General features: G+C 37.4%; 21 protein-coding genes and 1 other RNA gene. 6 read left to right on the top strand and 16 right to left on the bottom strand.

What is annotated here, in order from left to right; all coding sequences use genetic code 11:
* Positions 1-284 precede the first annotated feature (284 nt).
* The 7 genes from H6G59_RS14175 to H6G59_RS14145 all read right to left on the bottom strand — a co-directional run bounded on the left by H6G59_RS14175 (position 285) and on the right by H6G59_RS14145 (position 6,548).
* Entirely contained in the window at positions 285-638 is a 354-nt protein-coding gene (locus H6G59_RS14175) for a phage holin family protein (RefSeq protein WP_190715417.1), read from the bottom strand.
* 27 nt (positions 639-665) lie between these two features.
* Complete coding sequence (locus H6G59_RS14170) at positions 666-1,415, bottom strand: peptidoglycan-binding domain-containing protein (RefSeq protein WP_190715619.1); 750 nt, start codon at positions 1,413-1,415, stop codon at positions 666-668.
* Positions 1,416-1,515: 100 nt separating this feature from the next.
* On the bottom strand, positions 1,516-2,790 hold the full coding sequence (locus H6G59_RS14165) for a M16 family metallopeptidase (protein ID WP_190715416.1): 1,275 nt from the start codon (positions 2,788-2,790) through the stop codon (positions 1,516-1,518).
* 228 nt (positions 2,791-3,018) lie between these two features.
* On the bottom strand, positions 3,019-4,260 hold the full coding sequence (locus H6G59_RS14160; protein WP_190715617.1) for an insulinase family protein: 1,242 nt from the start codon (positions 4,258-4,260) through the stop codon (positions 3,019-3,021).
* A gap of 426 nt (positions 4,261-4,686) precedes the next feature.
* Positions 4,687-4,870: non-coding RNA, 6S RNA (gene ssrS, locus H6G59_RS14155), on the bottom strand.
* Positions 4,871-4,920: 50 nt separating this feature from the next.
* Complete coding sequence (locus H6G59_RS14150; protein ID WP_190715414.1) at positions 4,921-6,069, bottom strand: 5-(carboxyamino)imidazole ribonucleotide synthase; 1,149 nt, start codon at positions 6,067-6,069, stop codon at positions 4,921-4,923.
* On the bottom strand, positions 6,060-6,548 hold the full coding sequence (locus tag H6G59_RS14145; RefSeq protein WP_190715412.1) for a pentapeptide repeat-containing protein: 489 nt from the start codon (positions 6,546-6,548) through the stop codon (positions 6,060-6,062). The genes H6G59_RS14150 and H6G59_RS14145 overlap by 10 nt, the downstream gene beginning before the upstream one ends.
* A 753-nt stretch (positions 6,549-7,301) precedes the next feature.
* Between H6G59_RS14145 and H6G59_RS14140 the strand changes: the two genes are divergently transcribed.
* Positions 7,302-7,625 carry a slr1957 family protein gene (locus H6G59_RS14140; RefSeq protein ID WP_190715410.1) on the top strand — a complete coding sequence of 108 codons (324 nt, stop codon included), beginning with the start codon at positions 7,302-7,304 and terminating at the stop codon, positions 7,623-7,625.
* Between the two features lie 259 nt (positions 7,626-7,884).
* Here H6G59_RS14140 and H6G59_RS14135 read toward each other — a convergent pair whose 3' ends face one another.
* Entirely contained in the window at positions 7,885-9,780 is a 1,896-nt protein-coding gene (locus tag H6G59_RS14135; protein ID WP_190715408.1) for a GTPase family protein, read from the bottom strand.
* Between the two features lie 136 nt (positions 9,781-9,916).
* Here H6G59_RS14135 and H6G59_RS14130 point away from each other — a divergent pair, with 136 nt between their 5' ends.
* The 4 genes from H6G59_RS14130 (at position 9,917) to H6G59_RS14115 (ending at position 12,889) form a co-directional block, all read left to right on the top strand.
* Positions 9,917-10,408 carry a deaminase domain-containing protein gene (locus H6G59_RS14130; RefSeq protein ID WP_190715406.1) on the top strand — a complete coding sequence of 164 codons (492 nt, stop codon included), beginning with the start codon at positions 9,917-9,919 and terminating at the stop codon, positions 10,406-10,408.
* Between the two features lie 49 nt (positions 10,409-10,457).
* A complete protein-coding gene (locus H6G59_RS14125; protein ID WP_190715404.1) occupies positions 10,458-11,351 on the top strand; it encodes a hypothetical protein in 894 nt (297 codons plus the stop codon).
* A gap of 17 nt (positions 11,352-11,368) precedes the next feature.
* The gene (locus H6G59_RS14120) at positions 11,369-11,776 is read left to right on the top strand and encodes a hypothetical protein (protein ID WP_071189102.1); all 408 of its coding nucleotides are present in this window, start codon (positions 11,369-11,371) and stop codon (positions 11,774-11,776) included.
* Positions 11,777-11,908: 132 nt separating this feature from the next.
* Entirely contained in the window at positions 11,909-12,889 is a 981-nt protein-coding gene (locus tag H6G59_RS14115; RefSeq protein ID WP_190715402.1) for an aldo/keto reductase, read from the top strand.
* Between the two features lie 39 nt (positions 12,890-12,928).
* Here H6G59_RS14115 and H6G59_RS14110 read toward each other — a convergent pair whose 3' ends face one another.
* From H6G59_RS14110 to H6G59_RS14100, 3 genes are all read right to left on the bottom strand, one after another.
* Positions 12,929-14,821 carry a WG repeat-containing protein gene (locus H6G59_RS14110; protein WP_190715400.1) on the bottom strand — a complete coding sequence of 631 codons (1,893 nt, stop codon included), beginning with the start codon at positions 14,819-14,821 and terminating at the stop codon, positions 12,929-12,931.
* A gap of 3 nt (positions 14,822-14,824) precedes the next feature.
* Positions 14,825-15,613: an S-layer homology domain-containing protein gene (locus tag H6G59_RS14105; protein ID WP_190715398.1), complete on the bottom strand. Its 789-nt coding sequence runs from the start codon at positions 15,611-15,613 to the stop codon at positions 14,825-14,827.
* A 109-nt stretch (positions 15,614-15,722) separates the two neighbouring features.
* Positions 15,723-15,866 carry a hypothetical protein gene (locus H6G59_RS14100; protein ID WP_190715395.1) on the bottom strand — a complete coding sequence of 48 codons (144 nt, stop codon included), beginning with the start codon at positions 15,864-15,866 and terminating at the stop codon, positions 15,723-15,725.
* Positions 15,867-16,014: 148 nt separating this feature from the next.
* Here H6G59_RS14100 and H6G59_RS14095 point away from each other — a divergent pair, with 148 nt between their 5' ends.
* Positions 16,015-17,232, top strand: a complete 1,218-nt coding sequence (locus H6G59_RS14095) for a DUF4336 domain-containing protein (RefSeq protein WP_190715393.1) — start codon at positions 16,015-16,017, stop codon at positions 17,230-17,232.
* Between the two features lie 100 nt (positions 17,233-17,332).
* Here the strand turns inward: H6G59_RS14095 and H6G59_RS14090 are convergent, their stop codons facing one another.
* The 5 genes from H6G59_RS14090 to H6G59_RS14070 form a co-directional block, all read right to left on the bottom strand.
* Positions 17,333-18,313 (bottom strand): magnesium transporter CorA family protein, encoded by a 981-nt coding sequence (locus tag H6G59_RS14090; RefSeq protein ID WP_190715391.1) that lies wholly within the window; start codon positions 18,311-18,313, stop codon positions 17,333-17,335.
* A 38-nt stretch (positions 18,314-18,351) separates the two neighbouring features.
* Positions 18,352-18,864 (bottom strand): GNAT family N-acetyltransferase, encoded by a 513-nt coding sequence (locus tag H6G59_RS14085; protein WP_190715389.1) that lies wholly within the window; start codon positions 18,862-18,864, stop codon positions 18,352-18,354.
* 218 nt (positions 18,865-19,082) lie between these two features.
* Entirely contained in the window at positions 19,083-19,802 is a 720-nt protein-coding gene (locus H6G59_RS14080; protein ID WP_190715386.1) for a class I SAM-dependent methyltransferase, read from the bottom strand.
* Positions 19,803-19,979: 177 nt separating this feature from the next.
* Positions 19,980-21,629, bottom strand: a complete 1,650-nt coding sequence (locus H6G59_RS14075; RefSeq protein ID WP_190715384.1) for a dipeptide ABC transporter ATP-binding protein — start codon at positions 21,627-21,629, stop codon at positions 19,980-19,982.
* Positions 21,630-21,919: 290 nt separating this feature from the next.
* Entirely contained in the window at positions 21,920-23,161 is a 1,242-nt protein-coding gene (locus H6G59_RS14070) for a hypothetical protein (RefSeq protein WP_190715382.1), read from the bottom strand.
* Positions 23,162-23,334 lie beyond the last annotated feature (173 nt).

Here is a 23,334-nt window from a genome sequence, read left to right as displayed (position 1 = left end):
TACTATACTAAAAACGGTTAATATCTCGACTTTACGAGGATAACAAAATTCAAAGCGAAAACCTCAATAAAAACTCTGCGTCACTTTGCGTTTACCTCAGCGAACCTCTGCGTTTAAAAGTAAAGTTTCCAACCATTTCGAGTATAACTTACAATTCTTTGTAGGTTGGGTAAAGCGACAGCATAACCCAACATTAGATTAGATAAATCCAGAGTTGTACTTCATTTAATTCACATTCCTTAATACAACAAAATCCGGCAGACTTCTGAGTTATACTGCTTCCTTCAATCAACGACTCGTAGAAAATAGTTAATAATGCTAGAAACAATTGCCAGCACAATTGAACCAAAAAAAGCCGGGACAAAACCCTGAATTATAAAATCAGAACCTGGAGTTAAGGCACTGGCCAGCCAAAGAGTTAAAGCGTTGATGACAAATGTAAATAACCCAAAGGTAATTAAGGTGATAGGAAATGTTAACAAACTCAAAACTGGGCGAATAATGGCATTTACCAAACCAATGACAATGGCAGCAATTAAAGCAGCTACAAAAGTTTTGATAATGAATCCAGGAACGATTTTAGCTGTAATTAATAACGCGATCGCAGTACCAAGCCAAGTTAATAAAAAGTGTTTCATATCAATTAACAATATTTTTGTATCAGCCTAACGTTGTTGAGGTAAGCGCCGTAAGAAAGCCTGCCAAGTAGCACCACCAACTATTCCATCTGGTTGTAACCCATAGCGGATTTGAGCAGCTTTGACGGCGGCTTCAGTGGTGATACCGAAGTCTCCATCCATACTACCTTTCAAAAAGCCCAGATTTTGTAGTAGTTTTTGTAACTTTACCACTTCTGAACCACGGTTACCTAAACGCAAAATTGCCCAGCCTTCTGGGGTGTATTGAATACTAGGATTTTGCTGATTTCGCGGAGTGGGCTGAAAATTTGGATTAGGCTGATTCCGGGAAATGGGTTTTGGTGCAGGTGTGTTGTTGATTCTGGTGGTTCCAGTGGTTTGGGTAGGAACGGTTAAAGTATTGGCTGAGATAGGTCGTGGAGGAGAGGAAGAGATAGTAGCAGCAACTGGCGATTCATTAGGAAAAAGTTTTTGCCAAGTGATGGGATCTACAACACCATCTGGATTTAAGCCAGCTGCTTGTTTAAATTGAGAAACAGCAATGGCTGTACCTTGTTGATAAATGCCATCAACTGTACCTGTGTAAAAGCCTAACAGTTTGAGGGCTGCTTGAAGTTCAGAGACACGTTCACCTTGGCTACCAATTTTCAGGGTAGGGCGGTTGATGTTGCCGACTGCGTTGACTTGAGCGATTTTGGCTGGTGCTGCCGTTGATACCATCGCAGAGGAGCTAATTAGCACAGGTATGGCAATGAATAAAAGTAAGTAATACAACATAAAATTGGGTGGAAATTTTCTCATACCTATCTTACCTTGGTGAGATGCCGAAGGCGGGCGATGCGATCGCGGATTTTGCTTCTTTGTGGAAGTCAAACTGTTAAATATTAACTGATTGAATTGCTCCTTCTTGACCAACTAAAGACAAATATGGTTCCTGTAAATACCGATTAGCGGCTGTCATAGCTAATTTAGCAGTGACTTTATTAATCAGTTCGGTGAATTCTTGGTCAAATTCAATTCCTAAACCTAAAATTTCGTACCAGCCATAGATTTGAGCAATTTGCCCGTTAGTTTGTTTACCCAAGGCATACTGACCCAGGATTTTATTTTTAGCTGTTTGTAGTTCCTCTGCCGATAGTTCAGTAGTACATAGTCGTTCTACTTCTTGGCGTAGTCCTTGGAGAGCGATACTAGTATTTTCTGGGGCTGTACCCATATAAACCACAAATGAGGCGGGAAAGAGGCGTGTGGAGTAAATGGCAGATACTTCGTAAGCCAAACCTTTTTTTTCTCGTAATTCCACAAACAAGCGGCTAGAAAGACCATTTCCCAGGTAGGTAGATAGCAATTTGAGTGCCGCGTATCCTGGAGCGCTCACCGATGGGCCCATATAACCCAGCATGACGATTGATTGCTGTGTATTTAAGGGTTTAAGACATAATTGTGGTTGAACAGGAATTGCGGGTAAATCCAGTATGTGACGTGGTTCAGCTGGAGAAACCCAGTCACCAAAAACTTCTGCAACTAAGTCTAGTGCGGCTGAGGGTGTAATGCGTCCAGCAATACTAATTACCACGTTATCTGGACGAAAATGAGTTTGATGAAACTGTATTAAGTCTGCACGAGTGATGGTGCTAACAGTTTTTTCAGTACCTAAAACGGACATCGAGTATGGATGTTCTTGGTACATTGCTTGTCGCATTTGCTCAAAAGCAACGCTAAAGGGTTGCTCTTTTTGGGAGCGAATATCTTGTATTGCTAATCGCTTTTCTAGTTCTACTTGGGTTTCAGGGAATGTAGGCGATCGCAATAACCGCCCCGATAATGTTAAAATTTCTGCAAAATCGGCAGTTACTGTTTTTAAAGACAGCAGAAAATAATCAGTTCCAGCGTCTGTGCTTAAACTTGCTCCTACAGACTCGACTTTTTCGGCAATTTCTAAGCTAGATAAACCATCACAACCTTTTGTCATCACTGCTGATAGCAAATGTGCTAACCCAGCTTGCTCGCGGTTTTCATAACAACTACCAGCACGCACAAAAATCCTTCCCGCAATAATATCCGCAGCTTGATTTTCTGCCACTAAGACAACAATGCCGTTGGCTAATATGGTGCGATGAATAGGGGAATTAGAATTATCTATAGTTTGCATTATTTAGTTATAAGTTATTGGTAATTACTTATTGGTCATTGGTACTAATTTTGGACTAAGAGGTTGTTTTAAAAGTTTCTGGCTGTGACTTTAAGCACTTATTGATCCCCCCTAACCCCCCTTTACAAGGGGGGAACTTGAATTAAAGTCCCCCTTAAAAAGGGGGATTTAGGGGGATCTAAAAGTTTTTGATACATAACTAAAGACTTTTCAAACATCCTCTAATGACTAATAGGGTTTAAGAATTGTAGCTGTATAATTTTGTGGACAAATATACTGCTGCGCTAATTTTTGCAGTTCTTGAGCATCAAAGGATTGAATTTGCTGGGGATAGGTAACAGCTAATTCCGCTTGAGCGATGGTATTGTAGTAGCCATAGAGACTGGAAAGCTGATTTGGTGTTTCCGTTGAAAAAGCATACTCATTACAGAGTGTTCTCCGAATACGATTAAGCTCAGGTTCACTAATAGCTGTAGTTTGTAAATTATGCAAATGATGGCAAATTAAAGATTCGACTCGTTCTAGATATTCTGGTTCTAACCAAGCGGTAATTGTCAATAAACTCGATTCGCGCTGCAAGGAAAAGCTACTACAAATTGCCTGTACAAGTTGCTTTTCTTCCCGTAAATCATGGATTAAACGCGAAGTTCTTCCTTCTGCTAATAAGACGGTCAGGAAATCTAAACCGTGGGCTTCTCGGAGTTGTTCTACTCCTGGTACTATCCATGCCATCATCAACCTAGCTTGCTCTAGCCTTGGTAAAATCAGTTCTTGACGGCGAATTCCTGTAGTTACTGGTGCTACTATTTTCTCAGATGGGGGGCAATTAGAGCGATCGCTAAAATTTGCAAATGATTGATTGACAATTTCCCAAGCCGGTTCTTGAGCAATTCCTCCCACAATTACCACTGTCATATTTTCGGGTTGGTAGTGAGAGCGATGAAAACAGCGCATTGCTTCTGGTGAATGCTGCATCAGTTCTTGCTCAGTACCCAACACAGAACGTCCATAAGCGTGGTTTTGATAGACGTTTTTAAGCAGCGATTCAAATCCTATCGAATCAGGATCATCAGCAGCAGCGCGAATTTCCTCTAGCACTACATCTCGTTCGCGGATAAATTCATCATCAGCAATTGCGGCATTGAGCAAAAGTTCCCCTAAATTGGGTAAGGTATCTGCTAGGTAAGGGGCAGCTGTGGTGAGAGAGTAATGTGTATAATCATGACTCGTAGCTGCATTACTGACACCACCCATTTTTTCAATGTTATAATCGAATTCCCCAGGGGCTAGGTTTGCTGTACCTTTAAAAATCATGTGTTCTAAAAAGTGCGCCATTCCGAACCAAGGATCTGGTTCCAAAGTAGCTCCAGCACGAACCCAAACATCAGCTGCCACCACAGGGGTAGTGGAAATCTCCTGATGAATAAATGTTAAACCGTTGTCTAGGTGAAAAACCGAGGCTGGGAACACTGTTTTAGTTAAGTATTTTGTCAATTTTTTGTAGTTTTAACCACAATTTTACGCAATTACGCTATTATAACTCTAGATGTTAGTTCAAGAAGAGTTAATTTATACAGATTATATAAACTTAATTTTCTTAACACCAAGTATATAGGACTTACGCACTGTACAAATCAATCATGATATGCGCTCACCAAAATACTTTATTTCAGGCTGAAACTAATTCTATTTTTACCGATAAATCAACCGTGGGGTAGGGGTTTAGCACTGCGCTTTACCCCTACGATAAATTTGGTTTTCACGGACACACATATTTGATATTTTTTGTCAATGCGTAACTCCTAGTATATTAGAAAATTACTGAATTTTTAGAAAAATAGATCGTCTGAGAAAATTTAAAACTCCCAAGTTTGTTAACTAGGGAGTTACAATTTTGAGTTCACCGCGACGCCGTTTTGCCTAAGTTTATGACCTGGTTATACCAGGTGGGAACGGATGTTGCTCGTTTAAAGTTTCCGGGTACAAGCCCGGTATACTGCCACAAGAACTATTTGGCTCCCAGTTTCTTAAAGACATAGATCAAAAAACTTGTGGGCAGTCACCAACGTCGTAGTGTAACAAACTCATTATAGCCTTCAAAAATAGTTTGTGTGTTGAATAGGAAAATTTTTAAGAAATTTTTTCTGGAGGATACCAAATAGATTCTATTTTGTGTATGATATCGAGCGCTGTATGTTGGTTTTGCTGCTCTAGCAAGACTGTAAGATGTCCGAGTTTCCTTCCTGGACGAGATTCTGTTTTTCCGTACCAGTGTAAGTGAGAGCGGGGAATCTTTGCTAGTTGTTGGCGCTGGTTTTCATAGTTGCTGTGTGAGTTTTCATACCCCAAAAGGTTTACCATAATTGCACTGGTGCAGTTTAACTGGGTATCTTCTAAAGGTAAACCACAAACGGCTCTCAGGTGTTGTTCAAATTGAGAAGTTTCACAAGCATCTATGGAAAAATGCCCAGAGTTATGGGTGCGAGGTGCAATTTCATTGACTAAAATTTTACCATCGGTGGTGATAAATAACTCAATACCAAAAACTCCCACAACTTGGAGGCTATTTAATAGTGTATGTGCGATCGCTTGAATTTCTGCTGCTTGTTGGGGTGTAATATCTGCTGGGGCAATTACTCTCCGACATACCTGTTGTTCTTGTTGGGTTTCCACAACTGGATAGGTGACAATTTCCCCATTCACAGAACGTGCTGCAATTATCGCTAGTTCTCTTGCAAAAGGGACAAATGCTTCGACTAAAAACTGTGTCCTATTTTGATTTACTACTGTTAACAAAGTAGCTAAATCATGAATAATAAAAGTCCCTTGTCCATCATAACCATGTCGTCTGGCTTTGACAACGATGGGAAAACCTAAATATCCTATTTTAGTGTGAATATCTTCTGATTTTTCTACAGCGAAAAACTCAGGAACCGGTAATCCTAAATCCTGTAAATAGCAACGTTGATGATATTTATCTAATAACGGCGATAAAGCTGCTAATCTGGGACGAAAACAAACACCTTGCTTTTCTAACAAAGACAAAGCATCTAAATTCACAAACTCATTCTCAAAGGTGATCACATCGCATTGTGAAGCTAAAATTTCCGTAGCTGCGGCATCATCAACTGCTGCAAAAACCGTTTTTTGAGCAATAGATACAGCAGGATCATCTTGATTAGGAGTTTGTACTATTAATTTTACTCCTAGCTTCTGGGCTGCATCTCCCATCATCCAGGCAAGTTGTCCACCACCAATTATACCAAGTTTTATCGACATCCTAACGACTCACGAGTTTCTACACCAGTTTGGGAATTTATACCACTGGCTTTTGCACATAGCTCTTTAATTTGCGATCTATCTAAAATAGCATCCGTAAAATCTGCACCTGTGATGTTGACATCAGTAAAGATAGAACGGAGTAAAAGAGCTTCTAACAAAACGGCATCACTGAGATCAGCGCCATTCAATTTTACTTCATTAACCATTGCATTAGTTAAATCGGCTCCATGTAAATTTGCTTTTGTCATGACAGAAGCACTCAAAACTGCTCCCCGCAAGTCAGCACCTGTAAAATTAGTCATCTCTAGGTTAGCGTTAGAAAACTCCGCAGCTTGCAAGCTTTGTCCCGAAAAATCGTGTCTTCCCAACTCTGCATTGCTAAATGATAGGGGGTGACTCCAGTCTGCTAGTGCTGGAGATGTCACACACCAGATCATAACTCCCAACAGTAATGCTAATCCTTGTCGCCAATACATATTTAATAGCTAATTTAGTGTTTTATGCATTTTCAGCATACCCTATTCTGTTACAGCAGAGAACAGGGAATAGGGAACTGGGTTGAAACCCTCTTTTGATATAGCTTTATTCTTAAATTTTGTACCTCCTGCATTGCTGTAATCTTCCGTGAGTAGCTGGTTGCTTTTGATTAAAACTTTGTCATAAATACCTGGGTTAATCTATAAAATATTTACTAACTTCTTACTTTAGACTGATGTTATGATGATGCTAAATATTTCATTCTAGCAGTACTTGAAACACTAATAATGCTACCCAAAGCTTTTAGCAATGAGCATTCTGGATATAAAACTATCTGAATTCAAGCCGAAATTAATTCAAATGAGTCAATCAGTAATTACCGAAAGTTTTATATTTCTCAACTTTTAAAGTTGATGTTTAAGTTGAATATTGGATAATTTTATAATTACTTAAGATTTTATCAATGACTCACTAGCTTCTTTACATTAATTTACATAGCCAAATTCAAGTAAAGTTTATTATCTTTTGCTAGAAATAGCGGCTATAGCCTGTTAGTCTTTTAATTAAGGGAAGCAGCATTTGAGCATAATTTATATGTTTTATATGTTTTAAACTTATGTCTTAACTGCTTAACTAAAGTTAACAAATATGGAATTAGCGTTAATCTTATAGCTATCAATTAGCTGGTCATGAATCTTCTATCGATTTATATTCACTAACTACACAAATTGCACAATTGGAATTGTATCCCGATGATGAATCATTACTCTATTAAATGGATTGAAGCATGGTGCATGGAAAACGGCTGGACAGATTTATTTGTCGAGCGACGTGGTAACTACTGGGCGTTTCCTCCAGGAGGAGTAATGCCAGAACCAATTCCGGTTCATGTTTTGAGAGTGATTAAAGAAGAGAATGGATTAACCAATCAGGAACTGTTTTGGTCAATCACGGCTGTAGTTATCACCATTGTAGCTGTTATTTATACATTTATCTACAAGTGTCCCATGCCGTTAGTTTTAGCTTTTGCTCTTAATGCGGTGACAGTAGCAAGCTTAGAAAATGAAGATTGCTAAATAATTAGTTTGGATATTTCTAAACAACTGCTCTCTCTAAATACAGATGAGGGTAGTTTTTCGCTGTAAATTGGTAGGCTCATATATTTATTGCACCATCATCTTTCCCGCGAAAATAAAAGTCTATAACCCTTATGATTTCGTAGGGTGGGCAATGCCCACCGCATCCTTATTGAGAAGGTGCAAGATGTGAATATAAGCATTATCAGCTAATTAGCACATAAATAGCCAACCTTATCTCTTAGAGAAAGTGCAGTTATTATTGAAGATAATAATCAAATCGTTCTCGCAATTGTTCAATTGTCAAATTCTGAGTCCAATATTCTATTAAAGCATGACCAAATGCTTCGGCGTTACGGTCTGGAGTGGTAGAATTTTCTAATAACAAAGGCCAAAGAGAGAGTAAATCGAAATTGCGCGATTGGGAATTATCAGGATTGAAAAGGGGGAAAAGTTCATAAGCCATTTGTAATTTACCAATGACTATAGGTAATTGTTCGACGGGAATTTTTTCAGCAAGAAGATAAGCAAGAGTAGGAGAACCGGTTGATAAAGTAGAAATAAATTGCAAAACAGGACTTTTAAGAAGTGTCGTAAGTCCTTGAGTGGTTGCCATTTGAAAGGTATAATGATCGATAATTTTAGCTGCTGCAACCGTGCGGATTTCCAAATTACGCAAAAAACGGGTAAGACGTAATTGTTTTGCAGGAGATATGGCTTCTACTAATCCCCAAGATAACACTTCTACACCCCAAGCATGACGACCAGTTTTGATATCACTGGTGACAATTGGTAATACTAAATTACAGGAATTTGCTAAAAGTTGTTTTCGATATTCTGTCGCTTCTCGAATAGAAATTTCTTTGGGTTTATTTCCCATTTCCCAATTATAAGGAGGTTCCCATTCACGAAGAGGACGCAAACGATCTACTTGAGTAACAATGGTAATGATGGGTAAATCTGCGATTTCGGATTTGATATCTTGCAAGAAGTCTACATCCATCTGCAACGCGGGATCAAGTGCGGGAGTAACTAATAACAACAAATCAGCATTTTTGGCATAATCAATGACTAAATCCCGCAAATCCTCACGTTTTACTTGTTCATAACCGGGAGTATCCCAAAGATTGAGAGTTTCTCCGCTTTCCGTTTCCCAATGATAATTCTGAATTTTATCTGTACTCGGTAACACATCAACTGCTGCAAGTTCATTTTGAAAAATAGTATTAATTAAACTACTTTTACCTGCACCTGTGCGTCCGATAATAAGAATATTAAGGGGTTTTTGCTCAACTGTTTCTGGAGGTTCAGCTTGGGTGATAATGTCACGTAGGGTTTGAGTTTTACCTTGGGATAGGGTGGGGGTAGGTAATTCAATTTTAGTACCTGCGTAGAGTGCGATCGCTTGTTTGCACAAATTCCGCAAGGCCGCTTCTCGTAAAAGTTGGCTCAAATTTATCAGTAGTTCTTGAGAAGCACGATTGCTAACACCTGCACTGGCTTTTTTTGCTACTGCTGCAACAGGATTTAATACCCATTGCGCCCAATTCCAAGCTTGCCAGAATTTACGAGCGGATGGCTCTAATTTACGGTAAACTTGGTATGTTTGATAAGCTTGTCCAACGGTAACTTGATTAAGGACTGGTGATAATTTTTGCATCCATTGATCCATATCGTCTACAGTTCCACGAATTAAACCATAAACTTGGGGAATGTAGATGTTGAGTAAGGGATATTTTACTTCTGGATTATAGATATGGGAAATTGCTACTACTAAATCTTGACATCTCGTCCAAAATGTTTGCCAGTCTTCCCAAATAGGGGAATCATTTTGTGCTGCGGTAAGAACTTTTTGTAATTCTGCTTCTACTTGAGTAGCTGTATCTATTCCTGTTGACACATTTATATTATTGTCGTTGCTAGATTCCAATTCTTCCTGCACTTCTGCAAAGACAGCTTCGATTTGATTTACAGCTGGTTTAGTCCAGTGTACCAGCAACCACCGCCAACCGACAAATACAAGAGTGAATAATGCCCAAATCCAACTTAATCCCCAGGTGTGAATTTGCATTCCTGCGGAGATGAGTAGGAAGGAGACAATTATCGCAATTGGTGAGATGAGGATTATCCATTGCCAGAGTTTTAAACGTATCATTTTTCAATACCTGTTTTGTTTGTATTTTGTATATTTCTATTGTGAAGGTAATACTGGTATTGTGGATACTGGGTTGCTGTTTTATCATTCATGCTATCAGGGAACTAAAATTCCATCCTGATGTTCATATAATTACATGACAAATACGCAAGATAATAATGGAGACGAAAATCCAATCAAGAAAAGGTTACGAGAATCTGCTGCTAAAATTAGGGAGATTTTGCTCCCCAATAAGCCCATTCTTACGCAACCATTTCCTAAAGTTAAAAACAATGTTGCAGTGGCTGAAATACATATAGAAGATGTAATTTTTCATCAAGAAGCAACATCTCACTATAAAAGTCCAATTCCTAAACCTACAGCAAAATCAGAAGGAGGACAATTTCAACCAGGGCCAGACTCTTACAGTGGACGTATTATGGATACTTGTTCTGAATATAAACTATTCTCAGAAATTGCGAAGATTCTCGAAATGAACTACAATCTGCAAATAGAAGGGTATATCTATCTTTATACAGAATTACATCCTTGTCCAAGTTGTGAAGATGTTATCAGACAGTTTCGGGATAAATTTATGAATATGAAGGTAGAAGTATTCTGGGACTACCCCTATCATCCAAAAGTATAACCGTTCTAAGATTATATCTATCAAAGTTATTTAAAGGGAGGAAATTATTATGACATTAAAATCAAGTCGATTTACAAATTTCAACCAGTATGAATTGAATACAATACCTGATTCTCTTCATGTTTTATTGAACCAAATTAAGCTAGAACATTATGAAGAATTATATGAACCAGAGGCAGGTAAAAATGCTTCATTACAAGATGATTTAAATGCAGTTTTAGAAGTGCTTCGTAGCAGAGATAAGACATTCAGTCATTGTCGCTATCTATGGATGACACTCATTTTAGTTTTAGCAGTAGAGCCTACTCTGGAATACTATGATCCAAATAATTCCTTGCCCAGACATATTATTAATATAATATCTGTTTTGTTACCCAAGACTATTAATGGAACAATTAATATTAGTATGCATCTTCCCCAAAATATACTTGATGAATCAATTAATGAGATATTCAAGTCTCATGAATCTTATTTTCAAAAAAAAGGAGTGAATTACCAAGCAATTAGTGAGGCATTAGATGTTTTTTATAATGCGATGAGAGTTATTAACTATGACCAAGCAGTAGAAGCAATTTTAGAAATTTTATATGATTGCTTAGAAGGCTATGCTATTTTTCCAGGTTCTTATGGCAGACGTGAGTTATTTGACTGGTGGTTAGAGGATGTTGTACCTGCTAGTTATAATTTGTTGCCTCCTAAAATATTTTATGTAGTAGAAGGAGTAAAAAATAAAGAAGAAATTAGATTGCGTCAAACTAGCTTATTAAGCAAAATAAGCAAGGAAATCGCGTCTTTTCTGCCAGAATTAATGTTGGAATCGAACGAACATAATAATTACATCTTTCCCAATCCTGGAAAAATAAATCGTGGAGCATTTAAAACAAGTGTTAAAATACCAGGTCATTATCATTCAAAAAGTGATCAATTAGCTTATTCTAGATAGGGAGTTAAATAATTCGTATGAGTGAAAAACAAAATTCTAGCCAAGACTTAATAGGTGCATTAGTGCAATCTCTCCAAAATGGCAACTTTGAAGAAGACGAAGAAGAAATTGCCACAGAGAAAGAAAGTTATGGAGAAGAATACATAACTCAACTACAAACAGCTTGCAATAATTTCCTTAAAAAAGATTCTTTTCAAGTAGGACAATTAGTGAAATGGAAAGCCAACCTCAAGAATAGAAAATACCCTTATAAAAATCAGCCAGCTATTGTTGTAGAAATACTGGATGAGCATATTATTAGTAATGACGAAGAATCTGGTAGTCCCTATTTTCGAGAAAATCTCGATATCATTTTAGGAATATTGGTTGATGATGATACTTTTCTAACTTTTTACTACGATAGTAGAAGATTTGAGGCTTACTAAATTAAATTGAGATACAAGATAACATCTGCATCATCATCTAACTTAGTTAGACCTGAATCCTAACTATTAGTGCGATCGCTCACCCCAACTACACTAAACTGCTAATATATGCACTTTTTATAGCTAGTAACGATGCAAACTAATGAAAAACTCTCCCTCCCAACTATGGGTTGCGGGACTTGGGCATGGGGAAACCAACTCCTCTGGGGATACAATGAAAGCATGGACGACCAATTACAACAGGTATTTAATCTGTGTGTGAGTAATGGTGTTACCCTGTTTGATACTGGTGATTCTTACGGCACGGGAAGATTAAACGGACGTAGTGAGTTACTTTTAGGGCGTTTTGCCAGAGAATACGACGGGATAAATAAAGACAATATTTGCATTGCCACTAAGCTTGCTGCTTACCCTTGGAGATGGACAAGAAAATCAATTATATCAGCTTGTAATGCTTCCGCAAAACGTTTGGGCAAAAATGTCGATTTAGTGCAAATGCATTGGTCTACAGCTAATTATGCACCTTGGCAAGAAGTTGGTTTATTAGATGGTTTAGCAGATTTGTATGAGCAAAGTTTGGTGAAAGGTGTAGGATTATCTAATTACGGTACAAAACGACTGCAATGGGTACATAAAAGGTTTCAGGAGAGGGGAGTACCAATTAAAACTTTGCAGGTGCAATATTCTCTTTTATCTACCTATCCAGTGACGGAATTAGGGTTGAAAGAAGTTTGTGATGATTTGGGAATTAAATTAATTGCTTATAGTCCCTTAGCATTGGGTTTATTAACAGGTAAGTTTTCCGAAAAAGGTACTTTTCCTAAAGGTATTCGCGGTTTGTTATGTAAACAATTATTACCAGGAATGAAACCGCTTTTAGGATGTTTGCAGGAAATAGCAAATACTAGAAATAAAACTATGTCTCAAGTTGCTCTTAATTGGTGTATTAGTAAAGGTACAATTCCCATTCCTGGAGCTAAAAATGTGGAACAAGCAAAAGAGAATATTGGCGCTTTGGGTTGGGTTTTAAGTGATGGTGAGGTGATAGAGTTGGATAATGCTGCTGATAGGGTGGAGAAGAAAATGGTGCAAAATATTTTTCAGACTAAGTGAAATAGAATAGACTTGTCTAGTTATGGCAATTGAGGATTATTAAGGTTTGCGAATATATCCCCATTTACCACCTATCAAAGAAGCTTTCTCTTGTTCCTGATCTTGCTTTAATTCTCCACCAACATTCACTAATGCCATGCCTTCAGAAAAAGGTTTAGCAAAATCTAAGTTTGGGGGAATTATAAACTCACCAAACTGATTAATATATCCCCATTTACCTGCTATTTTAGCAGGAGCTAAACCTTCTGAAAAGATATCAGCTTCATCAAATTGCGGCTTGATAATCAATTTTCCTGTTTTATCAATATATCCCCATTTATTACCAAGTTTAACTAATGCAAAACCTTCAGAAAAAGCTGTAGCATCGTCAAATTGAGATGGGATTATAGTTTTACCTGTTTTATCAATATAACCCCATTTATTAGCGGTTTTCACTGCTGCTATGCCTTCATAAAATGATTTAGCATCATCAAATTTAGCAGCAATAACAAGTTTACCTGTTTTATCAATATAACCCCATTTATTAGCGGTTTTGACTGCTGCTATGCCTTCAGCAAATGATTTAGCCTCATCAAATTGTAATGTAGGTATCAGTTTAGCACTTTTATCAATATAGCCATATTTATTATTAATTTTTATCAAGGCTAATCCTTCTGAAAAAGGTGCAGCAGTATCAAATTGAAGCCTGCCAACAAGTTTACCAGTTCTATCAATGTAACCGTGTTTGTAACCCATTTTGACAGATGCCATACCATCAGAAAATGACTCAACCCAATCAAATTTTGCCTTCAGGATAATTGACTGGGATTTATTTATGTAAGCATAATTATTATTTATTCGTCGCTGGTTAAAGCTATACTTCTTAATTTCTTTGTGGTCAAATTTTCCAGCGGGTTGAGAGTAAATACTGGATTTTAAAACATTAGCTAAAGCATTATTATCTTCTCGTAAAGCTTCGTAGAAAAAGAAAATTTCTCCTTGAATACCTACAGAACGGTTATGTTTTAGCGCCTGAAATAAGTGTTCTGTATCAATTCGATATGAACTACTTTTTAAAAGAACACCCGGAATTAGTTGGGGCAATTGTTGTTTGGTAAATTGAGTAGTTATGAGTCTATCTATATCTCTTTTATAAAATTCTAATTCTCGGTGATATAACTGTGGATGAACTAAATCAACTAATCCCAGATTAACCCAAGTTTGAGAATCTTGCAGGTAGTTTTCATAACTCCAAGGATAAGGACTCGGAGACATGGAAATAATTAATTCAGGATTGATATTAATTATTTCTTGGTAGAAGCGAATTAAAAAATTTGAAAGAATATCAGCCCGCCACTGTAACCATTGTGGATCTTTAGAATTTTCTGGTGGTAGTCGATTAAATTCTTGACGATAGCGTTCTACAGTTTTTTGATCGTAACCACCTTCACTTGGTAAAGCGGGAAAGCGATCATCTCCTTGAATGCCGGCAATCTCATAGTTTTTAGCAACTTCTATAAATAAACTTAGGAGAAAGTTCTGTACTTCGATATCAAGTGCATTTAGCCAATCAAAACCATTTTTATTAAGCAAATTTCCAGCATAGTCACGCGCTGCCCATTCTGGCTTTTTAGCGATTATTGTCCCTCCATTTTTTTGATAGGAACTAGCAAAGCCATATTCAAACCAAGGGATAACAGCTAAATTAACTCGTTTTGCTTCTTCAATTAATTCTTTTAAAGGATCTCTACCTTGAAAGCGCGGATTGATTTCTATGCCGAAGTTTTCTCGCATGACTCGGCTGGGATAAGTTGTTGTGCCGTTATTCCAGACAACAGGAAAGACAACGTTAAATCCAATGTCGGCGAGAAAGTTCATAGCCTCGGCAATATTTTGTCGGGAGTTAAAGACTTGACTGGCTGTTGTAGTAATCCAAATACCGCGAATTTCCATGAATTAGATTGAGCCTGATTTATTGATATTTTCTCTTACTAATGCCAATCCTTCAGAAAAAGAATTAGCTTCATCAAATTGTGCGGGAATTACAAATTTTCCGGTTTTGTCGATATAACCCCACAAATTATCTTTTCGGACCCGTGCCAATCCTCCCACAAAAGTATCAGCAGACTCAAATTGTGGAGGAATTACGAACAATTGTATACCAGGAAGATACTTGTAAGGTACTGTAGGAATTGCCAAAACTCGACAAACAAATGTGGCTATTTCGCCTCTAGTAGCGTTTGTATTGGGCTGCAAGCGTCGGATGTTCGGGTAGTTAACAACTATGCCCTTTTCAGTTGCGGCTGCGATCGCACTTACAGCGTAACTGGGAATTTGCCCAAAATCATCATAATATTTTTTCAACGTATTGATCGGCTCTTCTGTCGCCCTATAATTTAAACCTGAAGCTAAAGCTGTTAAAGCTTGCACACGGGGGATTGGTTGATTGGGTTGGAAAGAACGATTGGGATACCCAGATAGATAATTTGTCTGATATGCTAGAGCGATCGCTTTAGCTGCCCAATGATTAGCGGGTACATCTGTAAAGGTAATCCCCGGACGAGATGATGGCTGTTTTGGTAAGGCTGTGTAAATAATCGCTGCAAATTCAGCACGAGTCACAGGTGCATCTGGACGAAAACTTCCGTTTGGATAACCTTTTAATATATTTCTCTCAGCCGCAGCAAGAATAGATGCTTTTGCCCAATGGTTTTGAATATCTGCAAAAATAGTCTCGTTCGACATAGATGTCCTTAACTTTCCTCATCTGGATTAACTAGTACCGCTTTCTCATGAGTAATTTTTAGATAAATTGTCTGCTAACTTGATATAACTTTTGTTAAGTTGCCAAAACTTAAGTAAGTCTGCAAGTTAACAATTCAATATTTAAAATAGTTTCAGTCGGAGGTTTAAATCCTCGTCCAAAACCGGAGTTATTTTCAGAAGCAATTATTGGATGATAGTCTTCAATAGTCAATTTAGCAGTGATTATAGTCATAGCAATTTTGCGGCTGCTATATTATGCTACTTTAATTTTTGACAAAATTGAATGAAAAATTAAATTATTACCTCAATAATTTGCTAAACTCCAAATTCAAGAGTGCAAATCAAAATCTAAGCATTGGGAATTGGGAGAGGTTCGCAAAGTGCTTGAAAGTGAAGACATAGAACAAATTCATCCCCAGGACTTTTCATGGCGGTTTTGGCCTGTTGTGCCAATTTACCCATATGGTAAACGTCGGACAATCCGTAAAGAAGTTCTCAAAGATACCATCTGGACTTTTGATCAGTTACAAGGAATTTTCTACGTGGTTGTGCCAATTCGCATGACTGTAGTGAAGCTAGAAAATGGTGGTTTGCTGGTTTATGCACCGGTCGCACCAACGGGAGAATGTATCCGTTTGGTAAATGAGTTGGTGGCAGAACACGGTGATGTTAAGTATATTATTTTGCCGACTATATCGGGAATAGAACATAAAGTATTTGTTGGCCCCTTTGCGCGATGCTTTGCCAATGCACAGGTATTTGTTGCACCCGAACAATGGAGTTTTCCTCTCAACTTACCTTTGAGTTGGTTGGGTTTACCTGGAAAACGGACTCAGGTATTACCGGAAAATAGCCAAGAAGCGCCTTTTGCTGATGATTTTGATTATGCCATATTGGGAGCCATTGATTTGGGGCCTGGTAAGTTTGCAGAGGTAGCTTTTTTCCACAAGCGATCGCACACTCTCTTACTTACAGATACCATAATTTCTGTACCAGCAGACCCACCAGCCATCGTCCAACTCGATCCATATCCGTTGTTGTACCACGCCAAAGACAAAGCCTCTGACGTAGTTGCAGATACCCAAGCCAATCGCCGTAAGGGATGGCAGCGTGTAACATTATTTGCCTTGTATTTTCAACCGAGTGTGTTAGCAATCCCCACATGGGGTGAAGTGTTGAGGGATGCCCAGAAAGCTCCAGAACGTTCTAAAAAAGCCTATTTTGGGTTTTTCCCCTTCCAATGGCAAGAAAATTGGCAAAATTCATTTGATGTATTGCGTGGAAACGGACGTTTATTCGTTGCACCAATTTTACAAAGTTTGATTTTAAATCGCGCACCCAGAGAAACTATAAACTGGGCTGATAAAATTGCTAATTGGGATTTTAATTGGATTATTTCTTGTCATTTTGATGCCCCAATTAAGGCAGAACCTCAACAGTTTCGGCAAGCATTTTCATTTTTGGAAAAACAACCAATGGGCGGTTTAATTAGTAGTAATAGTTATCCTTTACCAGAAGATGATTTTAAATTGTTGAGAGATATTGATGCGGGGTTAAATAGGTTTGGTATTGTACCACCTGCTGGGGATAGGGTGTAAACAATTAAAAATTAAAAAATTAAAAATCCTGTTTCATTAACTTTTTACGTAGTTTTAAATGGTAGCTTGATTTCTACCGCAGTGTCATCAATCTTGCTGACTACAACCAACGTTGTCGTTTAGCATAGACAATACTAGCAATCACAATTAATGCCATGATGCTGATAATAGCAGGATAAGCCCAAGGTTGCTCTAATTCCGGCATATATTTGAAGTTCATACCATAGAAGCCAGAAATAAAAGTGATGGGCAAAAATATGCTTGAGAGAATAGTTAGACGATTAATTCGTTCACTGGTTTCACTGGCCACATTATCCCGTTGAATTTCCATTAATTCTGACATCCACGATCTCAAAGCCAGATATTCTTGCCAGAGATTATCAATGTGATGAACCAATTCTTGATTAAATAGTGCTTTCACAGGTGGGGTAATCCATTGGAAATCATCGTAATCCATCATAACCAAAAGTGACTTTATGCTTTGAAAATTGCGCCTTCCAACACGAGTAGATTGCCTCATTGTAGCAATTTTCTGATAAGTTGAGTCATCACCCAATTTATCTAAAACTTCATCTTCTAAATCATCAAGCTTTCTAGAAATATAGTCAAATACAGTATGATAATTATTCAAAATATCTTTAAAAATAAAATATAAAATATAGTCAACTCCCCACTTTTGAATATCTAAATTTCGCTTTTGAAGATTGTTCATGAGGATACTGAATATTTTTACTTCTGTGATTTCAAAGGTGATGATAAAATTGGTTCCTACTACAATACTCCCACGGGCTACCTCAAACTCACGATTTTTGATTTGATGAGTCAGAATTTCATAGCTGTTAAATAAACAATCTTCCATATCTTCATCAATTCCGATAGGGGAATAGTTGAAAATCATGTCAACACGAGATGGATTAAGTCCAAAATACTTGATAATTCTAGCTGTTCCAGTGCGATCGCGGAAGTTAATACAGCGCAACCATATATTGCAGGAATTATCAATCTTTGTCAGTACTGCATCGACATCCCTAGCGGTGAATAATTCCAGTTTATTCTGAGAAAAAGTGAGAAGATTTAGCATATTGTAATCCTAACAGACTCCAGGTAAGATTTATTTAACTATGTTGCAGATGTAGTTGAGTCCCCAACTCGTAAACCCATAATCATTAAATCCTTTTCTTCTCCATCTAAATCGGCAATTCTCGGCAAATGTCCCCAAAGCTGAAAACCAAAAGATGTAAATAATCCTAAACTCGGTTGATTGTGAGCAAAAATAAAACTTACTAAAGTCTTTAAACCTAAATTTGGACTTTCATGAATTGCTTTTGTTAAAAGTTGCTTTCCCAAACCACATCCCTGAAAATGTGGGGAAATGTAAATACTAATTTCCGCAGTTGAATGGTAAGCCGGTCTGCCGTAAAATGATTGAAAACTCAACCATCCCGCAATTACATCTTCTGTCTCAATTATCCATAGAGGACGTTGTGAAGGTACTCGTCCTTTAAACCAAGCCAGACGACTTTCCACAGATACAGGTTCTAAATCGGCTGTCGCCATGCGGCTGGGAACCGCAGCGTTATAAATTGCTACAATGGCAGGTAAATCAGTTTCTCTGGCATGGCGAATAATCATTGCTGCTATTTGGGAAAATTGTTTTTAAATCTTCACAAATAATACACTGTCACAGGAAGAGTTATCAGCTTTTCTGTTGATTTTATTCAATATAAATGGAGATAAAATCTTGTTAGGTATTGCTCACACTACCGTGGTTTTGTTGGGCAATGCCCACCCTACAAATACTTAGATTGATTCACGAATCAAAACTACTATATAATATCCTGAATTTGATCTCAAAACTTGACTTTGTACAACTCGAATAATTCTCCTAATTGCCGCTTAATTACCTTAGCACCCGCAGCTTTGATTGTTTTTTCCCAGTCTGTCGTAGATTCTAAAAACACCTCAGCACCCAAATAAGTTTCTAAAACCGCCCAATCTTCTGCTAAAGGCTGTTGTGAATTAAGAATATCAAACACAAATTGTCCACTTGGTTTCAATACCCGTTTAACTTCCAACAATACAGCATTCCAATATTCTAGGGGAAAATAGCAACTAAACCCCGTCGCAATTACTAAGTCAAATTGTTCTGAAGGATAGTTTAAATGATGTGATGCTCCTAACTCCACTCCTTTGAATAGTTTTGAGTTCAATTGAGAACCACGAGAATTAAGAGTATCTCTGGCAATATTACTAATTTCTTGTCCATAAAAAAATGCTTGCCAATCTCGCCAAGGATAGATTAAAAAACTGACACCACAACCAATATCTAAACAATGTTGGTTTTTTTGAGGTTGAGCAATTTCCCAGAAAGGCGATACAATTCTATCGTTTAATATGCCAGTAGTCCATTCCCGAAATATTGGCATTGCTTGTACTTCTTCTGGTACTTCAAATTTTTGATTTTGATATTGTTGATTGAAGCGATATGCTATTTGTGCTACTCTCTCTTGCCATTTATCTGATTGATTGGTATTGGTTGTGTAAGGTTTAGAAGATGGATTTTTAGACATTAATTACTTTGGTGATTGGTAATTGGGAACAGCGAATATCTATCATCATATCTTGCACCATTATCTTATTGCGAAAATCTAAGTCTACAACCCTTATTATTGCGTAGGGTGGGCAATGCCCACCGTACCCTTATTGAGAAGGTGCAAGATGTGAGTATCTTTACTTCTGACTCTTGATTATGCTCTGGCTAATAAAGGTGCAGCAGCTAATAGGGTTTGGGTGTAGGGATGTTGAGGATGAGCAAAAATCTGTTTCGTTTGTCCTAGTTCGACAATTTTACCACCATTCATCACGGCTATGCGATCGCACAAAAACCTCGCTAACCATAAATCATGGGTAATGAATAGGTAAGTTAACTCAAATTCTGCCTTTAGTTGCAGCATCAAATCGAGAACTTGTGTTTGTACGCTGGCATCTAACATACTTACCGGTTCATCACATATTACCAGTTTAGGACGAGTAATTAAAGCCCGTGCGATGGCTACCCGTTGTTGTTGTCCCCCAGACAAATCAGAGGGATAACGCTGGTAATAAAGTTCTGCTGGTCTTAAACCCACTTTTTCTAACATCCATAGAACCTGTTCTTTGGCTTGTATGGTATTAGCTAAATTGTGAATTAATAAAGGATCTGCTATGCTTTTTCCCACCGTCATCGCTGGATTTAAACAAGCATGGGGATCTTGAAATATCATTTGGATTTGTCTACGGGAAGAACGAATTTCTTGAGGTGACAACTTGGTTAATTCCTGCCCTAAAAACTCGACTTTCCCAGATGTAGCATGAATTAATTGTAAAATGGTTCTAGAAAGTGTACTTTTCCCGCAACCAGACTCACCTACTAATCCTAAAATTTCTCCGGGATACAATTCTAAATTAATTCCATCTACAGCTTTAATTGTTTGTCCTTCTCCTTTAAATAAGCGTTCAATAAAATTTGGTTCTATGGTATAATGTTGCTTAAGTTCTGTGATTTTTAGAATTGGTGATTGGCTTGCTTCTTTATTATTAATTGCCAATTCTTCATTATCATTGACAGCTTGAATATGCAAAGCTGCTTTTAATAGAGAACGGGTATATTCATGTTGGGGTTGTTTAAATACAGTTTCCGTTTTCCCCATTTCGACCATTTTACCTTGATACATCACCCCAATGCGATCGCAATATTCTCCCACCATTGCTAAATCATGGGAAATCAACAACAATCCCATATTATCCTCAGCACACAATCGCGTTAATTCTTGCAGAATTTGTGCAGAAACCGTGACATCTAAGCTGGTTGTGGGTTCATCTGCCACAATGAGTTTAGGATTGAGGAGAAGCGCCAGTGCAATAGCTACCCGTTGACGCATTCCCCCGCTAAACTCATGGGGATACTGACTCCAACGACTAGCGGGAATTTTCACTTTCTCCAAAGTCGCTAAAGCCTTTTCTTTCGCTTGTTGTTTTGATAAATCCGGTGAATGGGCTTGTAAAGTTTCAATACAATGATTACCAATCGTCATCAACGGGTCAAGACGCGTCATCGGATCTTGAAAAATCAAAGCTACGGCTTCACCCCTAAACTTCTGCATCTGAACTGGTGTTAAATCTAAAACAGACTTTCCCTGAAAATTTACTTTACCCTCAACACGACTAGAGGCAGGTAACAAACGCATGATTGCCCTTCCAATAGTAGATTTCCCGCAACCAGACTCTCCCACCAAACCCATTCTTTCACCTGGTTGCAGTGAAAAAGATACATTATCAACAGCCCAGCTTGCTTCTTCTTTGTTACGTTGGGGATAAGCTACGCAGAGATTTTCAACATTAAATAAGGCTTCACTCATAGTTAATTATTAGCTTTGCGCTGCCAACTTTTATAAAATCTTAAATTTAGGATAGTCTATCAGATTAGTGAAAGTAGTTGTTCTACCAATACAGATATTGCTACTGCGCTTAAGGTAGTTATATTAATGAACCACAGAGAAGCAGAGAACGCAGAGGCATATAAACAATAGATACATAGGAATCATAAATGATATTTGATAGCTTGCGTGGCGTAGGCAATACCCACCCTACGTATATTTCAAAAATCAAATATTAGTCCTATATATGCCTACAAATTATTAATTATTCTTTAGGAATGGCTGGGATTTTGATCAGTTCCACAATGATAACAATAAGGCAATTTTTTGTAAGTTAAATTATGGCAATTAGGGCATTCTACATATTGATAATAACCGCAATGAGGACAATGGGCATCACGAGTTTTAATGGTTTTTGCACAGTTAATACATTGTGATTTTTGGACTCTTTTAGCAGCTTGAGATTTAGTGTTAAAGACAAATGTTTGTAATAATTTTATCAGCCCAAAACCCACCAGAGGAATTAAAAAGATATAAACATAACTAATCAGAAACAGCAAGCTACCAAATATCTTATTGATTAGATTGAAAATAAATTCTGCAATTGCACCAATTTGCAGAAATTGAAAGATTTTCAAAATCAACGGAATCAAAAATATCACCAGCAAATGCCAGCTAATTAAAGCTACGACTCCATATCCTTTCTTTTGGCTAAATTTGTAAGCTAATAAAGCGATAATAATTAAAGGAAGGAGAAAAATAGATTGAAATATCAGTTGGAGACTAGGATACCAAAAAGATGCCTTTTGATAGCCTTTGTCAACTTCCGTAAATTTAGTTTCATCTTTTAGAAAAGATAAAAAATCAATAATTTCTGGTTTCGTCAGCAGTTGGCTTTGCAGACTAACCATTTGTTGTTTAAATGTAGAAATTTTACGGTTATTATTATCTAATTCTTGTTTGGCTTTTTCTGCTGCCACTTGATTAATAGAATTTCCTGGAGACTGTCCAGCAATTTTTTCTAACAGCGTTGAATCATATTGATTACGAATATTTAAATTTGCTTGCGCTAATTTATTGATATTATCTTTTGTCTGATTTATAGCTATTAGAGTTTGGCGATTTTCGGCATTATTAGCTTTATCTTTAGCTTGACCATAGTTCAAACATATTTCCGACACCTTACCCAAATGTCCTATTTCTTCTTGTTGATATCTTTGCCTAAAGTTGGGTTGAGTATTTGTATTATATGGCAATGAATTCCTAATAATTTCATAGTCTTTATCCTGAGTAGTTTGTTTTTTATAGGTATTCCATTCTGAATAGCATGGATAAACTTGATATGGGCTGAGATGCCATCTACTAATATGATCTAAACCAGTAAAAACATTGATTAAAATAAAAATATCAACTAAAATAATTACAATCAAACTTACCTTATTTAAAGGTTCATTATTGATTGTTTGAGAATTTTGAAAAAACTGGCTAAAAAGAAGACGTATTCTATTTAACATATAATCTTCATACTTACGTAGGTTGAGTTTCTTCAGAGGATGTCTGAGAAGTATCAGAATTGATCAAGATCCCCCCTCACCCCCCTTTCCAAGGGGGGATAAATTACTCAAAGTCCTCCTTTTTAAGGAGGATTTAGGAGGATCTACAAGTGTTAGATACCACACGAAAAAGT

It is taken from the genome of Anabaena lutea FACHB-196 (assembly GCF_014698305.1).
Taxonomy (GTDB): Bacteria; Cyanobacteriota; Cyanobacteriia; order Cyanobacteriales; family Nostocaceae; genus Anabaena; species Anabaena lutea.
Note: the sequence above shows the minus strand (reverse complement) of the source record. Positions and strands in the feature narration are given on the sequence as shown.

What these genes read in the sequence shown, in the direction of transcription:
- H6G59_RS14175 (WP_190715417.1), bottom strand. Translation starts at nt 638, where the DNA reads ATGAAACACTTTTTATTAACTTGGCTTGGTACTGCGATCGCGTTATTA.
- H6G59_RS14170 (WP_190715619.1), bottom strand. Translation starts at nt 1,415, where the DNA reads ATGTTGTATTACTTACTTTTATTCATTGCCATACCTGTGCTAATTAGC.
- H6G59_RS14165 (WP_190715416.1), bottom strand. Translation starts at nt 2,790, where the DNA reads ATGCAAACTATAGATAATTCTAATTCCCCTATTCATCGCACCATATTA.
- H6G59_RS14150 (WP_190715414.1), bottom strand. Translation starts at nt 6,069, where the DNA reads ATGTCGATAAAACTTGGTATAATTGGTGGTGGACAACTTGCCTGGATG.
- H6G59_RS14145 (WP_190715412.1), bottom strand. Translation starts at nt 6,548, where the DNA reads ATGTATTGGCGACAAGGATTAGCATTACTGTTGGGAGTTATGATCTGG.
- H6G59_RS14140 (WP_190715410.1), top strand. Translation starts at nt 7,302, where the DNA reads ATGATGAATCATTACTCTATTAAATGGATTGAAGCATGGTGCATGGAA.
- H6G59_RS14135 (WP_190715408.1), bottom strand. Translation starts at nt 9,780, where the DNA reads ATGATACGTTTAAAACTCTGGCAATGGATAATCCTCATCTCACCAATT.
- H6G59_RS14130 (WP_190715406.1), top strand. Translation starts at nt 9,917, where the DNA reads ATGACAAATACGCAAGATAATAATGGAGACGAAAATCCAATCAAGAAA.
- H6G59_RS14125 (WP_190715404.1), top strand. Translation starts at nt 10,458, where the DNA reads ATGACATTAAAATCAAGTCGATTTACAAATTTCAACCAGTATGAATTG.
- H6G59_RS14120 (WP_071189102.1), top strand. Translation starts at nt 11,369, where the DNA reads ATGAGTGAAAAACAAAATTCTAGCCAAGACTTAATAGGTGCATTAGTG.
- H6G59_RS14115 (WP_190715402.1), top strand. Translation starts at nt 11,909, where the DNA reads ATGCAAACTAATGAAAAACTCTCCCTCCCAACTATGGGTTGCGGGACT.
- H6G59_RS14110 (WP_190715400.1), bottom strand. Translation starts at nt 14,821, where the DNA reads ATGGAAATTCGCGGTATTTGGATTACTACAACAGCCAGTCAAGTCTTT.
- H6G59_RS14105 (WP_190715398.1), bottom strand. Translation starts at nt 15,613, where the DNA reads ATGTCGAACGAGACTATTTTTGCAGATATTCAAAACCATTGGGCAAAA.
- H6G59_RS14100 (WP_190715395.1), bottom strand. Translation starts at nt 15,866, where the DNA reads ATGACTATAATCACTGCTAAATTGACTATTGAAGACTATCATCCAATA.
- H6G59_RS14090 (WP_190715391.1), bottom strand. Translation starts at nt 18,313, where the DNA reads ATGCTAAATCTTCTCACTTTTTCTCAGAATAAACTGGAATTATTCACC.
- H6G59_RS14085 (WP_190715389.1), bottom strand. Translation starts at nt 18,864, where the DNA reads ATGATTATTCGCCATGCCAGAGAAACTGATTTACCTGCCATTGTAGCA.
- H6G59_RS14080 (WP_190715386.1), bottom strand. Translation starts at nt 19,802, where the DNA reads ATGTCTAAAAATCCATCTTCTAAACCTTACACAACCAATACCAATCAA.
- H6G59_RS14075 (WP_190715384.1), bottom strand. Translation starts at nt 21,629, where the DNA reads ATGAGTGAAGCCTTATTTAATGTTGAAAATCTCTGCGTAGCTTATCCC.
- H6G59_RS14070 (WP_190715382.1), bottom strand. Translation starts at nt 23,161, where the DNA reads ATGTTAAATAGAATACGTCTTCTTTTTAGCCAGTTTTTTCAAAATTCT.